This window comes from Burkholderia sp. BCC1208, assembly GCF_902833095.1.
GTDB lineage: Bacteria > Pseudomonadota > Gammaproteobacteria > Burkholderiales > Burkholderiaceae > Burkholderia.
Genome location: NZ_CADFDY010000008.1, coordinates 88,963 through 102,005, shown reverse-complemented (window position 1 = coordinate 102,005; position 13,043 = coordinate 88,963). Strand labels below are relative to the sequence as shown.

The 13,043-nt window shown below is 68.3% G+C and carries 15 protein-coding genes; 5 read left to right on the top strand and 10 right to left on the bottom strand.

The features are described 5' to 3' along the window. Positions 1 to 39: 39 nt before the first annotated feature. The gene (locus tag HWX09_RS19830) at positions 40 to 1,005 is read right to left on the bottom strand and encodes a methyltransferase domain-containing protein (RefSeq protein ID WP_027785510.1); all 966 of its coding nucleotides are present in this window, start codon (positions 1,003 to 1,005) and stop codon (positions 40 to 42) included. Positions 1,006 to 1,086: 81 nt separating this feature from the next. Here HWX09_RS19830 and HWX09_RS19825 point away from each other — a divergent pair, with 81 nt between their 5' ends. Together HWX09_RS19825 and trmL are read left to right on the top strand one after the other, a co-directional pair. Further along, positions 1,087 to 1,884, top strand: a complete 798-nt coding sequence (locus HWX09_RS19825; RefSeq protein WP_027785511.1) for a phosphoribosyltransferase family protein — start codon at positions 1,087 to 1,089, stop codon at positions 1,882 to 1,884. A 102-nt stretch (positions 1,885 to 1,986) separates the two neighbouring features. Further along, positions 1,987 to 2,457, top strand: a complete 471-nt coding sequence (trmL, locus tag HWX09_RS19820; protein ID WP_027785512.1) for a tRNA (uridine(34)/cytosine(34)/5-carboxymethylaminomethyluridine(34)-2'-O)-methyltransferase TrmL — start codon at positions 1,987 to 1,989, stop codon at positions 2,455 to 2,457. 36 nt (positions 2,458 to 2,493) lie between these two features. Here trmL and HWX09_RS19815 read toward each other — a convergent pair whose 3' ends face one another. From HWX09_RS19815 to HWX09_RS19795, 5 genes are all read right to left on the bottom strand, one after another. Then, the gene (locus HWX09_RS19815; RefSeq protein ID WP_027785513.1) at positions 2,494 to 3,018 is read right to left on the bottom strand and encodes an O-acetyl-ADP-ribose deacetylase; all 525 of its coding nucleotides are present in this window, start codon (positions 3,016 to 3,018) and stop codon (positions 2,494 to 2,496) included. 92 nt (positions 3,019 to 3,110) lie between these two features. After that, a complete protein-coding gene (locus HWX09_RS19810) occupies positions 3,111 to 4,109 on the bottom strand; it encodes an NAD(P)H-dependent glycerol-3-phosphate dehydrogenase (protein WP_027785514.1) in 999 nt (332 codons plus the stop codon). Positions 4,110 to 4,134: 25 nt separating this feature from the next. Further along, entirely contained in the window at positions 4,135 to 4,626 is a 492-nt protein-coding gene (secB, locus tag HWX09_RS19805) for a protein-export chaperone SecB (protein ID WP_027785515.1), read from the bottom strand. Positions 4,627 to 4,733: 107 nt separating this feature from the next. Beyond that, the gene (gene grxC / locus HWX09_RS19800; RefSeq protein WP_006477722.1) at positions 4,734 to 4,994 is read right to left on the bottom strand and encodes a glutaredoxin 3; all 261 of its coding nucleotides are present in this window, start codon (positions 4,992 to 4,994) and stop codon (positions 4,734 to 4,736) included. Next, positions 4,991 to 5,413 (bottom strand): rhodanese-like domain-containing protein, encoded by a 423-nt coding sequence (locus tag HWX09_RS19795; protein WP_027785516.1) that lies wholly within the window; start codon positions 5,411 to 5,413, stop codon positions 4,991 to 4,993. The genes grxC and HWX09_RS19795 overlap by 4 nt, the downstream gene beginning before the upstream one ends. Positions 5,414 to 5,548: 135 nt before the next feature. On the opposite strand from HWX09_RS19795, the gene gpmA reads away from it, so the two are divergent. The 3 genes from gpmA to moeB all read left to right on the top strand — a co-directional run bounded on the left by gpmA (position 5,549) and on the right by moeB (position 8,976). Next, positions 5,549 to 6,295 carry a 2,3-diphosphoglycerate-dependent phosphoglycerate mutase gene (gene gpmA / locus HWX09_RS19790; RefSeq protein ID WP_027785517.1) on the top strand — a complete coding sequence of 249 codons (747 nt, stop codon included), beginning with the start codon at positions 5,549 to 5,551 and terminating at the stop codon, positions 6,293 to 6,295. A gap of 274 nt (positions 6,296 to 6,569) precedes the next feature. After that, on the top strand, positions 6,570 to 8,123 hold the full coding sequence (locus HWX09_RS19785; RefSeq protein ID WP_027785518.1) for a S41 family peptidase: 1,554 nt from the start codon (positions 6,570 to 6,572) through the stop codon (positions 8,121 to 8,123). Positions 8,124 to 8,223: 100 nt separating this feature from the next. Next, positions 8,224 to 8,976, top strand: coding sequence for a molybdopterin-synthase adenylyltransferase MoeB (gene moeB / locus HWX09_RS19780; RefSeq protein ID WP_027785519.1), 753 nt, complete (start codon positions 8,224 to 8,226; stop codon positions 8,974 to 8,976). Positions 8,977 to 9,044: 68 nt separating this feature from the next. Here moeB and ptsP read toward each other — a convergent pair whose 3' ends face one another. From ptsP to gshB, 4 genes are all read right to left on the bottom strand, one after another. Then, positions 9,045 to 10,817: a phosphoenolpyruvate--protein phosphotransferase gene (gene ptsP / locus HWX09_RS19775; protein ID WP_027785520.1), complete on the bottom strand. Its 1,773-nt coding sequence runs from the start codon at positions 10,815 to 10,817 to the stop codon at positions 9,045 to 9,047. 201 nt (positions 10,818 to 11,018) lie between these two features. Beyond that, complete coding sequence (locus HWX09_RS19770; protein WP_006477716.1) at positions 11,019 to 11,288, bottom strand: HPr family phosphocarrier protein; 270 nt, start codon at positions 11,286 to 11,288, stop codon at positions 11,019 to 11,021. A 73-nt stretch (positions 11,289 to 11,361) separates the two neighbouring features. After that, the gene (locus HWX09_RS19765) at positions 11,362 to 11,832 is read right to left on the bottom strand and encodes a PTS fructose transporter subunit IIA (RefSeq protein WP_027785521.1); all 471 of its coding nucleotides are present in this window, start codon (positions 11,830 to 11,832) and stop codon (positions 11,362 to 11,364) included. Between the two features lie 231 nt (positions 11,833 to 12,063). Next, the gene (gene gshB, locus HWX09_RS19760; protein WP_027785522.1) at positions 12,064 to 13,020 is read right to left on the bottom strand and encodes a glutathione synthase; all 957 of its coding nucleotides are present in this window, start codon (positions 13,018 to 13,020) and stop codon (positions 12,064 to 12,066) included. Between the last annotated feature and the right edge of the window lie 23 nt (positions 13,021 to 13,043).

Here is a 13,043-nt window from a genome sequence, read left to right as displayed (position 1 = left end):
CCGCTAATTTCGGACATAACAAAACCCCTCTTTACCGCTTTACCGATTCTTCGGACGCCCCTTGCCGATATCCTCGATGCGCACGATCCCGTGCCCTTCCGCGGTCGTGCGCGGCACGGCCTTCCACGCGTGGCCGTAGATCACCTCGAAGGTCAGCGGGATCGTGCCGTCCTCGCGCCGGCGCGCGTCCAGCGCGTCGCCGAGCGCCGCGCGAAAGCGCCGCGTCGCGTGCTGGGGCGCCATGCGCTCGAACGGGTAGGCGCCCCAGCGGCGCACGTCGGCCAGCAGGGAATCAGCGGATTTGTAGGTGACGGTCAGCACTTCCTGGTCCATCACGGGAATCTCGAAGCCGCTCTCGACGAGCATGTCGCCGAGGTCGTGCATATCGACGAAATCGATCACGCGCGCGGTGGGCGGCGCAATGCCGAGCGCCGCTTCGGCATCCGCGCAGGCCGCGCGCAGCTCGCGCAGCGTGTCGGGGCCGAGCGTGCTGAACATCAGCAGCCCGTTCACGCGCAGCACGCGCTGCCATTCGGGCAGCACGGCGTCGGGACGCGAATGCCAGTGGAGTGCGAGATTCGACCAGATCAGGTCGAACGCGCCGCCGGGAAACGGCAGCGCGGCGAAGTCGGCCTGCGCGACGCGCGGGCCGCGCTGGCCCAGCGCCCGGCCGAGCGATGCCGGCAGCCAGCGGCGCCAGGTGGTCTGCTCGACTTCGCGCTGACCGGCCCGCGCGAGCATCGCGCCGGACAGGTCCACGCCGAACACCGGCGCTTCCGGAAAGCGCGCGCGCAGCGCCGGGAGATCGTCGCCCGGGCCGCAGCCCGCATCCAGCACGGCCGCGGGGCTCACCTTGATGTATTCGAGACGCTCGTTCATCCGCTGCGCGATCTCGCGCGGCAGGAACGCAACCGCGTCGAACGTGGCGGCACGGCGGTCGAAGATCCGCCGCAGGCGCCGGGTGTCATTGGCCGGACGGCCGGTTGAAGTCGAAGCTGGGGACATGTCGGGCACACTGGCGAAGAGCCCGAAGTATACTCGCTCGCCTCGCAAGCTTCATCGAGGCGGCGTGCCAGGAGTGTTGCGATGGTCCGTGGTTCCGCCGAGCGCACGATGCGCGTCGTTTTGTCGCAGGTCAGAATACGGGTCGCGCGCGTTGCCGCGATCGCGTTGCCGAATCGGTGCGCGCTATGCGGCAATTTGTCACATGTCGTGATTTGCGGCGCCTGCGATGCCGCGTACTGGAATGAAGCGCGGCTGCGCTGCGACGTCTGCGCGTTGCCGCTCGGCGTCGGGCAGGCGCGATCGCCCGGCGGCGGTCGCATCGGCGCCGGCCGCGCGGCCGCGTACCGGTGCGACGCGTGCCGCACCGCGCCGCCGCCATTCGATGCGACGCTCGCGCTCGCCGATTACCGCGCGCCGCTCGACGGGCTCGCGCGCGGCCTGAAGTTTCATGCACGGCTCGCGCTCGGCGGCGAATTCGCGGCCCGGCTCGCACGGCTAGTCGACGATACGCGTGGCGCGCGCGACTTCGACCTCGTCGCGCCGGTGCCGCTGTCGCACCGGCGGCTCGTCGCTCGCGGCTACAACCAGGCGTGGGCGATCGCGCGTCCGCTCGCGCGCCGGCTCGGCGTGCAAGCGGAGGCAGCGTTGCTCGCGCGCGTCGCCGATACCGCGCCGCAGTCGCGGCTCGACCGGCACGCACGACGCGACAACGTGATGGCGGCTTTCGCGGTGGCAGGCGGCGTCGCCGGGCGCCACGTCGCGCTCGTCGACGACGTGATGACGTCCGGCGCGACGCTCGCGGCGGCCGCGCAGGCGCTGAAGGCGGCGGGCGCCGCGCGCGTGACGAATCTGGTTGCGCTGCGCACCGCCAGGGATTAATTAGATAGAGAGGCCGGCCGCCGGCGTGCGGCCGTCACGAACCGGCCGGCCGGATGCACGCGCGCCTTTGCGCCGCTCCGGCCGCCCCAGCCAAACCGAAACATGTTCAACGTCGTTCTCGTCGCCCCCGAAATTCCGCCGAACACCGGCAACGTGATCCGTCTGTGCGCGAACACCGGTGCGCGCCTGCACCTGATCGAGCCGCTCGGCTTCCCGCTCGACGACGCGCGGATGCGCCGCGCCGGCCTCGACTATCACGAGTATGCGCAGATGCGCGTGCACCGCGACTGGGACGCGTTCGTCGCCGCCGAAGCGCCCGACCCCGCGCGGATGTTCGCGTTCACGACGCGCGGCTCGGGCCGCTTCCACGATCGTGCGTTCCTGCCCGGCGACTGGTTCGTGTTCGGCTCCGAAACGCGCGGCCTGCCCGCCGAGCTGCTCGAACGTTTTCCGAACGAACAGCGCGTGCGCCTGCCGATGCGGCCGGACAACCGCAGCCTGAACCTGTCGAACACGGTCGCGGTGGTGGTGTTCGAGGCGTGGCGTCAGGCCGGCTTCGAAGGTGGCGCCTGACGCGCTCGCCGGATACGACCCGCGGCGCCGAACGCGTCAGGTTCGCGCGAGCCGCGCGCGGTACAGGTCGTAGATGTCGGGGGAAAAGCAAGCGAACACGACGCGGGCAAGGTTCGGCGCCTGCGCGAGCATCTCGGCGACGGTACCGACCGCGATGTCGACGGCGGCTTCAGCCGGATAACGGTAGATCCCGCAACTGATCGCCGGAAACGCGATCGACGTCGCGGCGACTTCTTCGGCCAGCTCGATCGCGCGCCGGTAGCACGACGCAAGCAGCTCGGCCTCGCCGCGCGCGCCGCCGTACCACACGGGGCCGACCGCATGAATCACGTAGCGCGCCGGCAACCGGTGGCCGCGCGTGAGCTTCGCGTCGCCGGTGTCGCAGCCGCCGAGCGTGCGGCACTCGGCGAGCAGCCCGGGGCCGGCCGCGCGATGAATCGCGCCGTCGACGCCGCCCCCGCCGAGCAGCGAGCCGTTCGCGGCGTTGACGATCGCATCGACGTCGAGCGTCGTGATGTCGACGACCTGCGCATCGAGCGTGGTGGAATGGATCTGCAGCATGACGACCTCGCGGAACGCCGGAGACGCTTCAAGCGTAGCTCGCTTTGGCGCCGCGCGCCCGGCGCGACCGTGCCGGGCGATGCCCGCCCGTGCTACTCCGCGCGCGCGTCGCGGCGCAGCAGGCCGCTGACCGCGTCGCGCGGCGCGATGCCGTCGAACAGCACGCCGCACACGGCTTCCGTGATCGGCATTTCGATCGACTGCGCGCGTGCGAGCGCCAGCACGGCCTGCGCGCAGCGCACGCCTTCGGCCACGTGGCCGAGCGCGCCGAGGATGTCGTTCAGCGTGCAGCCGGCCGCCAGTTGCAGGCCGACCGTGCGGTTGCGCGACAGGTCGCCCGTCGCGGTGAGGATCAGGTCGCCGAGGCCCGTGAGGCCCGTGAAGGTTTCCGCGCGGCCGCCGAGCGCCACGCCGAGCCGCGACATTTCGGCGAGGCCGCGCGTGATCAGCGCGGCGCGCGCGTTCAGCCCGAGGCCGAGACCGTCGGAAATGCCGGTCGCGATCGCCAGCACGTTCTTCACCGCGCCGCCGACCTCGACGCCGACCACGTCGTCGCCCGTATAGATCCGCATCGCGCCGTGATGGAACGCGGCGAGCGTGCGCTCGCGGCATTCGGCCGACGTGCTCGCCACCGTCAACGCGACGGGCAGCGACTGCCCGACCTCGCGCGCGAAACTCGGGCCCGACAGCACGCCGTTGCTCCGTTGTTCGGGCAGCTCGGCCGCGATCACCTGATGCGGCAGCAGATGCGTGTCGGCGTCGAAGCCCTTGCAGACCCAGACGATGTGCGCCGGCACGCAGCCTGCGTCGCGCATCGCGCGACACAGCGTGCGCAGCCCGGCCACCGGCGCGGCGATCACGCACAGCGCGTCGTCCGCGGCGCCATGCGCGAGCGCGGCGCCGAGATCGGCGTCGTAGCGCAGCGCGTCAGGCAGCGCGATGCCGTCCAGATAGCGGGAATTTTCGTGCCGGGCCTGCAGCCCGGCGATGAGCGCGGCATCGCGCGCCCACAGAAGCGTATCGTGCCGCGCGGCCAGATGGCCCGCGAGCGCGGTGCCCCAGGCACCGGCGCCGAGAACGGCTACTTTCATACCCAGCACCGGTCCGAGCGAAGCGTCAGTTCAGCGTCGTGCCATTCGGCGCGCCGTTCGGCGCTGCTGCGCCGCCGGCCTGCTGCTGAAGCTGCGCGAGACGCTGCTCGTACAGCGCCTGGAAGTTGATTTCCGCCAGGTGGATCGGCGGGAAGCCGGCGCGCGTGATCGCGTCGGCGATGTTCGAGCGCAGGTACGGGAACAGGATCGTCGGGCATGCGATGCCGACGAGCGGGTCGAGTTGTTCGTCCGGAATGTTGCGAATGTCGAAAATGCCGGCCTGCTTCGCTTCGATCAGGAACGCGACCTTGTCCTTCACCTTCGCGGTGACGGTACCCGACACGACGACTTCGAACACGCTTTCCGCGAGGCGGTCAGCCTTGACGTCGACTTCGACTTCAACCGACGGCATGTCCTGCTCGAGGAAGATCGCCGGCGAATTCGGCTGCTCGAGCGACATATCCTTCAGGTAGACGCGCTGGATGTTGAAGAACGGTTGGTTTTCGACGTCGGACATGGTGTTTCCCTAAAAGTGGTGACGGGGCGGCCCGGCTGTTCGCCGGCCGCCACGGATGAATCCTGCGCGCCCAAGCCGCGGCGCGGCCGGCGGCCATTCTGCCCTAATCAGGCCGCTTGCAGAAGCGGCACGAGGCCGCCTTCGCGGTCGAGCTTCGACAGATCGTCGTAGCCGCCCACGTGCGTGTCGCCGATATAGATCTGCGGCACCGTGCGGCGCCCCGTGCGCGTCATCATTTCCTCGCGGCGGGCCGGATCGCGGTCGATCAGCACCTTCTCGATCTGCTCGACACCGCGCAGCTTCAGCAGGCGCTCGGCCTGCATGCAATACGGACACACCTGTGTGCTGTACATCAAAACCTTGTTCACTTCGCCACTCCTTGTTTGACGACCGGCATCCCGGCCTGCTGCCAGGCGGCCACGCCGCCTTCGAGCACGTGCACCTCGGCGTAACCCGCCGCCTCGACCTCGCGCGCCGCCTTCTGCGACTGCTGGCCGTTCTGGCAGACGAGCAGCACCGGGGTGCTCTTGTTCTTCGCGACCTGCGCAATTTTCGCGCCGATCTCGCCCGCCGCGACCTGACGCGCCGACGGCAGGTGGCCGGCGGCGAAATCGGAGGCGGCGCGCACGTCGATCACGACCGCGTTGCGACGGTTGATGAGTTGCGTGGCCTCCGCGGCAGACAGGCCGCCGCGGCCGCGGCGGAGTGCGGGCCATGCGAGCAGGCCGCCGGAAACCACCAGGATCGCGATAAGGGCCAGGTTGGTGTAATTGGTAAAGAACGTCACGGAATTCCGCCGGAAGAAGAGAAATCGGATGAGGACAATCCTGCCATTATAAAATAACCGCCTTGCGCGATGGCGGGCCCGGTCAGGGTGCCGCGCGACGCGCCCCGCTTCCCTTCACTACCGACCGCAAGATCCATGTACAAACTCGTTCTCATCCGCCACGGCGAATCGACGTGGAACAAGGAAAACCGCTTCACCGGCTGGGTCGACGTCGACCTGACCGAACAGGGTCGCAACGAGGCCTACCAGGCCGGCGAATTGCTCAGGGAGGCCGGCTACACGTTCGACATCGCGTACACGTCGGTGCTCAAGCGTGCGATCCGCACGCTGTGGCACGTGCAGGACAAGATGGACCTGATGTACCTGCCGGTCGTCCACTCGTGGCGCCTGAACGAGCGCCACTACGGCGCGCTGTCGGGCCTGAACAAGGCGGAAACGGCCGCGAAGTTCGGCGACGAGCAGGTGCTCGTGTGGCGCCGCAGCTACGACACGCCGCCGCCCGCGCTCGAGCCGACCGACGAGCGCGCGCCATTCAACGACCCGCGCTATGCGAAGGTGCCGCGCGAGCAGCTGCCGCTCACCGAGTGCCTGAAGGACACGGTCGCGCGCGTGCTGCCGTTGTGGAACGAGTCGATCGCGCCGGCGGTGCGCGCCGGCAAGCAGGTGCTGATCGCCGCGCACGGCAACTCGCTGCGCGCGCTGATCAAGTACCTCGACGGCATCTCGGACAGCGACATCGTCGGCCTGAACATCCCGAACGGCGTGCCGCTTGTCTACGAACTCGACGAGAACCTGAAGCCGATCAAGCACTATTACCTCGGCGACCAGGAAGCGATCGCGCAGGCGCAGGCCGCCGTCGCGAAGCAGGGCAAGGCGGGCTGACGCCCGGCGCGGCGGGCAGGCCGCGTTCCGGCGCGGCGTGCAGGGCCCCGGCCTCGCCGTCGACGCCGGTCCGCACGCCGCGCGAACCTTCGCGGCCCTGCCGCGGTCGAATGCGCTTTCGAACCCCGCAGCGCGCCCGGCGGCGGCCCGCCGGGCCCTTTGCGGCCTTTTCGACGCTTTTCGCGCCGTTCCACTGAGTTATCGGACGAACAGTTATACTTGTCCGCTACATCCCCGCTACCGCCACGCGCTTCCCGACCGCACCAGACTCTCTATGCGAATGAATTTGAAGAACATCGGCCTGATTGCCGCGGGCCTCGCCACGGGCGTGTTCGCCACGCTGCAGGTTTCCGCATCGGCCGAGCAGACCGCCACGGCGCCGCTTCCCCTCGACCAGCTCCGCCTGTTCGCGGAAGTATTCGGGCAGATCAAGCGCGAGTACGTTGAACCGGTCGACGACAAGAAGCTGCTGACGGCCGCGATCAAGGGCATGGTGTCGAGCCTCGATCCGCACTCGTCGTTCCTCGACAAGACCGACTATGACGAGCTGCAGGAGCAGACGAAGGGCCGCTTCGCGGGCCTCGGCATCGAGATCTCGCAGGAAGACGGCCTCGTCAAGGTGATCTCGCCGATCGAGGACACCCCCGCGTTCCGCGCCGGCATCCGTCCGGGCGACCTGATCACGCGCATCAACGACAAGCCGGTGCGCGGCATGACGCTCGACAAGGCCGTGAAGCAGATGCGCGGCGAGCCGGGTACCAAGGTCACGCTGACGATCTTCCGCAAGAGCGACGACCGCACGTTCCCGGTCACGGTCACGCGCGCGATCATCAAGGTCCAGAGCGTGAAGCTGAAGATGCTCGACCCGGGCTACGCGTACATCCGCATCACGAGCTTCCAGGAGCGCACGACGCCGGATCTCGCGCAGAAGCTGCAGGACATCGCGCGCCAGCAGCCGAACCTGAAGGGCCTGATCGTCGACCTGCGCAACAACGGCGGCGGCCTGTTGCAGAGCGCGGTCGGCGTGGCCGGCGCGTTCCTGCCGCCCGACTCCGTCGTCGTGTCCACCAACGGCCAGATTCCCGATTCGAAGCAGGTCTACCGCGATACGTACGACAACTATCGCCTGCCGTCCTTCGACGGCGATCCGCTGAAGAATCTGCCGCCGATCTTCAAGACCGTGCCGATGATCGTGCTGACGAACGCGTATTCGGCGTCCGCGTCGGAAATCGTCGCCGGTGCGCTGCAGGATTCGAAGCGCGCGCAGATCATGGGCAAGACGACGTTCGGCAAGGGTTCGGTGCAGACGGTCCGCCCGATGACGGCCGACACCGCGCTGCGCCTGACCACCGCGTACTACTACACGCCGAGCGGCCGTTCGATCCAGAACAAGGGCATCACGCCCGACATCCCGGTCGATCAGTACGCGGACGGCGATCCCGACGACGTGCTCGTGACGCGTGAGGTCGACTATTCGAACCACCTCGCGAACACGCAGGATCCGAACGAGAAGAAGGAACAGGAAGAGCGCGATCAGCGCCGGATGGATCAGCTGCGCGTCCTCGAAGAGCAGAACGACAAGAAGACGCCGGAGCAACGCCAGAAGGATCGCGATCGCAAGCCGATCGAGTTCGGCAGCGCCGACGACTTCATGATGCAGCAGGCGCTCAACAAGCTCGAAGGCAAGCCGGTCCAGGAATCGAAGTCGCTGATCGCCGAGAGCGTGACGAAGAGCCCGGCCGGCAAGGCCGCCGCGGCTGCGAAGGCATCGGGCGCAAGCGCCGCGAAGCCGGCTTCCGCACCGAAGCCGGCATCCGCGCCGAAGTAAGCGCCGGCCGGCATCCAACGGGCCATCGCGGGAAGACCGCGATGGCCCGTTTTTCATGCGCGCCTAAAATAACGAACGTCCGCCTCGCTCACGATTGCCCATGAACGACGATCAACTCCTTCGCTACTCCCGCCACATCCTCGTCGACGAGATCGGCATCGAGGCGCAGCAGCGCTTTCTCGACGCGCATGCGATCGTCGTCGGCGCGGGCGGCCTCGGCTCGCCGGCCGCGATGTATCTCGCGGCATCGGGGGTCGGCACGCTCACGCTCGTCGACGCCGATACGGTCGACCTCACGAACCTGCAGCGGCAGATCCTGCATGTGACGGCATCGGTCGGCCGCAGCAAGGTCGAATCGGGGCGCGACGCGCTCGCGCAACTGAACCCCGAGGTGACGGTGAACGCGGTCGCGGCGCGCGTCGACGATGCGTGGCTCGACACGCACGTGCCGCACGCAAGCGTCGTGCTCGACTGCACCGACAACTTCGCGACGCGGCACGCGATCAACCGCGCGTGCGTCGCGCACGGCGTGCCGCTCGTGTCGGGCGCCGCGCTGCGCTTCGATGGCCAGATCAGCACGTTCGACTTCCGCGACGCGGCCGCGCCCTGCTATGCGTGCGTGTTTCCGGAAGACCAGCCGTTCGAGGAAGTCGCGTGCGCGACGATGGGCGTGTTCGCGCCGACCGTCGGGATCATCGGCGCGATGCAGGCGGCCGAGGCGCTGCGCGTGATCGGCGGCATCGGCAAGACGCTGAACGGGCGGCTGATGATGCTCGATTCGCTGCGGATGGAATGGACGACGATGAAAATCGCGCGCCAGGCCGACTGCCCCGTGTGCGGGGGCCGGCACTGACGCGCGACGGGCATGCGCGGGGCCGCGCATGCGTGACGCTTCGCTATAATTAGCGGCGCCGAAACCGCCTAAGCGGCCGCATCCGCCCGCGGCTCGGCGACCGACAGCCGCTGCAGCGCCGCCTGCACCTCTTCCGGCTCGAACGCGGCCAGCACGTCGGCCGTCGGCTTTTCGAGCGCCTTCAAATGCGCGCGCAGGATTTCCTGCTTGACGACGAGCAACTGGCTCGGGTGCATCGAGAACTCGGTGAGCCCCATTCCGAGCAACAGGCGCGTGAGCGCCGGGTCGCCCGCCATCTCCCCGCACACCGACACCGACACGCCCGCGCGCTTCGCTTCGCGCAGCGTGTACGCGATCAGATGCAGCACGGCCGGATGCAGCGGGTCGTACAGGTGCGCGACCGCGTTGTCGGCGCGATCGATCGCGAGCGTGTACTGGATCAGGTCGTTCGTGCCGATCGACAAGAAATCGAAGCGCTTCAGGAACAGCGGCAGCGCGATCGCCGCGGCCGGAATCTCGATCATCGCGCCGAGGCGCACGTTCGGATCGTATGCGAGCCCCGCGTCGTCGAGCTGGCGCTTCGCCTCGCGGATCAGGTCGAGCGTCTGGTCGATCTCCTGCGCGTGCGCGAGCATCGGGATCAGGATCTTCACCTGGCCGAACGCGGACGCGCGCAGGATCGCGCGCAACTGCGTGAGGAACATCTGCGGCTCGGACAGGCTCCAGCGGATCGCGCGCAGGCCGAGCGCCGGGTTCGGCGCCGTTTCGTAGCCTTCGTCGAGCGCCTCGAGCGGCTTGTCCGCGCCGACGTCGATCGTGCGGATCGTCACCGGCATGCCCTTCATCCACTCGACGGCGCGCTTGTACGCGGCGAACTGCTCCTCCTCTTCGGGCATCTCCTTCTGATGCATGAACAGGAACTCGGAGCGGAACAGGCCGACGCCGACCGCGCCGGCCTCGACGGCCGCCTTCGCGTCGTCGGGCAGCTCGATGTTCGCGTACAGGTCGATCTTCGTGCCGCACAGCGTTTGCGTCGGCGAGAACTTCAGGCGCTGCAGCTTGCGTTGCTCCAGCAGCTTCTCGGACTGGCGGTACGAATACTCCTCGAGGACGATCGGCGCCGGATCGACGATCACGATGCCCTGGTCGCCGTCGACGATGATCAGGTCGTCCTGGCGAATCAGCGCGCTCGCATGCTGCACGCCGACCGCGGCCGGAATGCCGAGGCTGCGCGCGACGATCGCCGTGTGCGACGTGCGCCCGCCGAGATCGGTGACGAACGCCTGGAACGACTGCGTCTTGAACTGCATCATGTCGGCCGGCGCGATGTCGTGCGCGACGACGATCATCTCGCTCGTGCCGTTCCTGGCCGCGCGGCCGAGCGCTTGCGACGCGGACGGCGCACCGGCGAGCGCCTTCAGCACGCGCTCGACCACCTGCTCGATGTCGGCCTTGCGCTCGCGCAGGTATTCGTCCTCGATGTCGTCGAAATGGCGCGTGAGCAGTTCGAGCTGCTCGGTCAGCGCCCATTCGACGTTGTAGCGGCGCGTGCGGATCAGGTCGATGGTTTCCTGCACGAGCATCTCGTCGCTCAGGATCATCGTGTGGACGTCGATGAATGCGCCGACTTCGCTCGGCGTGTCGACGCTCAGGTCGGCGCGCAGCGCTTCGAGCTCGCGACGCACGACGTCGAGCGCCGTGCGGAATCGCTCGACCTCGGCGTCGGTCTGGTTGGTCTCGATCAGGTAATGGGCGACGTCGAGCGCCGCCGGCGCGATCAGATACGCTCGCCCGATCGCGATACCTCGTGAGACGGGAATGCCTTGCAGCGTGAAGGACACGCGCACCTCCTCTGGACAAGTAAAGCCGCGGCACACTGCTGCGATGCGCTTATGACCCCGGTTAGCGATTATAAATTCCGCGACTCCCTACTGACTGCATGCAGCGCAGCATTGCGCTTTCCGCATCAATGCTTCCGACGAAAAAAATGCCGCGACATCCGCGGCATTCTGACTGGAAACGGCAATGATTCCGCGCAGCGCTCACTGGCCTTCGCCGAACTTGTCGGCGATCAGCTTCAGCAGTGCGTCCATCGCTTCCCGCTCGTCGGGCCCTTCGGTCTCGATCGTCACGGTGCTGCCGATGCCGGCCGCCAGCATCATCACGCCCATGATGCTCTTCGCATTGATCTTGCGCCCGTTGCGTGTCATCCAGACTTCCGACTGGAAGTTGCCGGCCAGTTGCGTAAGCTTGGCCGATGCGCGCGCATGGAGCCCCAATTTATTGACGATGGTGGTTTCTTGTTGAAGCATGATTCTCGGTCGGGTCGGTCGGGACCACCGGCGGCGCGCGCCGGCGGGTCGGTCTAAAACGGAAAACGGACGCTCAGTGCGATTCGGTGCGCGGCTGCGGTTCGGGCGGAATCGGCGCGCACTGGCCGCAGCCGGTTTCCGTCGGCGGCGGCGGCGTGCCGGACGACACCTCGTGGACGCCCTTCGCGCCGCCGGACAGCGCCTTGTCGACCAGCTTGTCGAGCGGCACGGTGCGGTAGCAGACGGCCCGCACGAGCATCGGCAGGTTCACGCCCGCCAGCACGCGCACGTTGTCGAGCTTCGCGAGCTGGCCCGCGATGTTCGCGGGCGTCGCGCCGTACATGTCGGTCAGCACGACCACGCCGTTGTCTTCCCGCAGCCGTGCGAGTTCCGCGTGCGCAAACGCCATCACCTGGGTCGGATCGCTGTCCGCGGTCACGTCGATGCAGCCGATGCGGGCGGGCACGCCGCCGTAGATGTGCGCGATGCAGTCCCGCAGCGCGGTGGCGAGCGGAGCGTGCGCGATGATCAGAATCCCGGCCATGTCAGATCGCTCCCGGCCGCCCGTGGCGGGCCGATACCCCGCGGCGGGGCAATGAGCGTAGCGAGTATGGGGAACGTTTCATGTTCAGCCTTGCAACAGTGTCGGCCCGACCGCCGGGCCTTCGGTGCGCCGATCACGGCACCGGGCAAGCGGGCATTGTAGCAGGCCGGTCAAGCTGCTCCGGCGACGGGGGACCTGCGCGGCCGCCGCCGGGGTTGCGCGGGAGGCGGCCTACGCGGCCGCGCGCTCCAGCGCGTCAATGAACATCGCGGCGACGTCGAAGCCCGTCTGCTCCATGATCTCGCGAAAGCACGTCGGGCTCGTGACGTTCACCTCGGTCAGCCAGTCGCCGATCGCGTCGAGGCCGACCAGCAGCAGCCCGCGCGACGCAAGCACGGGCCCGAGCGTCGCGGCGATCTCGCGATCGTGGGCCGTCAACGGCTGCGCGACGCCGAGCCCGCCCGCGGCGAGATTGCCGCGCACCTCGCTGCCCTGCGGAATCCGCGCGAGCGAATACGGCACCGGCTCGCCGCCGATCAGCAGGATGCGCTTGTCGCCGGCCTTGATCTCGGGGATGAACTTCTGCGCCATCACCGAGCGCGTGCCGTCGTGGCTCAGCATCTCGACGATCGAACCGAGGTTCATGCCGTCCGGCTTCACGCGGAACACGCCCATGCCGCCCATTCCGTCGAGCGGTTTCAGGATCACGTCGCCATGCTCGGCGTGGAACGCGCGCAGCCGCTTCGCGTCGCGCGTGACGAGCGTCGGTGCGACGAACTGCGGAAACTCGCCGATCGCGAGCTTCTCCGAATGATCGCGGATCGACTGCGCCCGGTTGAACACGCGGGCGCCCGCGCGCTCGGCCAGCTCGAGCAGCCACGTCGACGTCACGTACTCCATGTCGAACGGCGGATCCTTGCGCATCAGCACCGCGCCGAACGATTCGAGACGGCGCGCATCAACCGCGCCCGCGTCGAACCAGGTGTCGCGATGCAGATCGTCCAGTTCGCCGACGAACGTGATGCGCCGCACGTCGGCCTCGACGGCCGAGCCCGTCCACGCGAGGTGGCGCGGTTCGCACGCGTACACCGCATGCCCGCGCCGAGCGGCCTCCGCCATCATCGCGTAGGTCGAATCCTTGTAGATCTTGAAATGCTCGAGCGGGTCGGCGATAAAAAGAATGTCCATGCGGGTCCTGTACGTAGCGAAGG